Here is a 1,215-nt window from a genome sequence, read left to right as displayed (position 1 = left end):
CCGATAGCTATCGGGGTCGGGACTCTTTTTATTTATACTTATTATAATAAGAATTACTTCAATAAAGCCCCAGCCTGCTCGTGCGTAAGCGGCTTTACCAGGTAATTATTAATTCCTAAATGATTCATTTGTAAGATATCCATGATGTCTTCAGAGCTTGACAAAGGATAAACCGTTGTTTGAGCAAAGGTACCTGCCAATTCTCTGTTATACTTTTCTAAAAACTGGAAACCATTCATAATAGGCATGTTGATGTCTAAAAAAATGATGCCTTTTTGCGTATTCTGCTGGTTTTCCAGCTGAGATTTTAAAATCGCTAAGGCTTCTTCCCCATTTGTAGCAATATAAATCTTATCCTGAGTTAAATATTTACTTATTATTCGTTGATGTATAAAATTCTGAATCTCATCATCATCCACCAATAATACCCATTCAACCTTTGAATTCATGCTTTAAACAACTTAATGCTATTAACAAATTAATAAATCAACACTGATTTACACAATAAAATATTAAAAAAGGTACAGAAAAATGAACTAAATACAAACTTATTCATTTAAATTCTCGTACAAATGAGTAATACTGTGATTCGCTGGCAAATAACTATTATTTAAGTAATAAATGGGTATTACTTAAATTTTGAAGCTACTGCCGATTCTATTTTGGAACAATCAAAGATAGAAAAAAAAGTCACACTAATTCGATTTGTTGAATAAAAAAATTTAAAGTGACATGAATACACCTGTACATGCAAGGATCGAAATGATTCTAAAACATTTTAATTTGAATCAGAAACAATTGGCTAAGCAAGCTGGGTTACCAGAAAATACGTTATCCAACGCTAAGAAAGGAAAGAACATTCCTAACATTGAGTTCTTCAATGCTATCTACAAAGCCTTGCCTACAATCAATCCGCACTGGTTGTACATGGGCAATGGACACATGTTAGCAGATAACCAGAATGGTACCGTCTCTTCTATTGATGAGCATGAGATTGCTAAAAAAATGGATAGCATGATCAAAGAAATTGATTACTTGCGCGAGCAGATCCGTGATAAGGAAGAGATCATTAATCTTCTGAAAACAAATCGTGTTGTATAGATATCACGAAACATTACTAACGGCAAAACGAAAAAAAAACATTTGAGTGTCTGCATGCGCAGATCTTAAACATAAATCGACGAAAAAGAAGAGCGTCCCGACCCCGATAGTTAT

At 33.4% G+C, this 1,215-nt stretch carries 2 protein-coding genes; one reads left to right on the top strand and one right to left on the bottom strand.

The window, feature by feature from the left end; genetic code table 11:
- Positions 1-53 precede the first annotated feature (53 nt).
- The gene (locus QZ824_RS11670) at positions 54-449 is read right to left on the bottom strand and encodes a response regulator (protein WP_291276188.1); all 396 of its coding nucleotides are present in this window, start codon (positions 447-449) and stop codon (positions 54-56) included.
- Positions 450-732: 283 nt separating this feature from the next.
- Here QZ824_RS11670 and QZ824_RS11665 point away from each other — a divergent pair, with 283 nt between their 5' ends.
- Positions 733-1,101: a helix-turn-helix domain-containing protein gene (locus tag QZ824_RS11665; protein ID WP_291276187.1), complete on the top strand. Its 369-nt coding sequence runs from the start codon at positions 733-735 to the stop codon at positions 1,099-1,101.
- The last annotated feature ends 114 nt before the right edge of the window (positions 1,102-1,215 follow it).

It is taken from the genome of Flavobacterium sp. (genome assembly GCF_021151785.1).
Classification (GTDB): Bacteria; Bacteroidota; Bacteroidia; order Flavobacteriales; family Flavobacteriaceae; genus Flavobacterium.
Note: the sequence above shows the minus strand (reverse complement) of the source record. Positions and strands in the feature narration are given on the sequence as shown.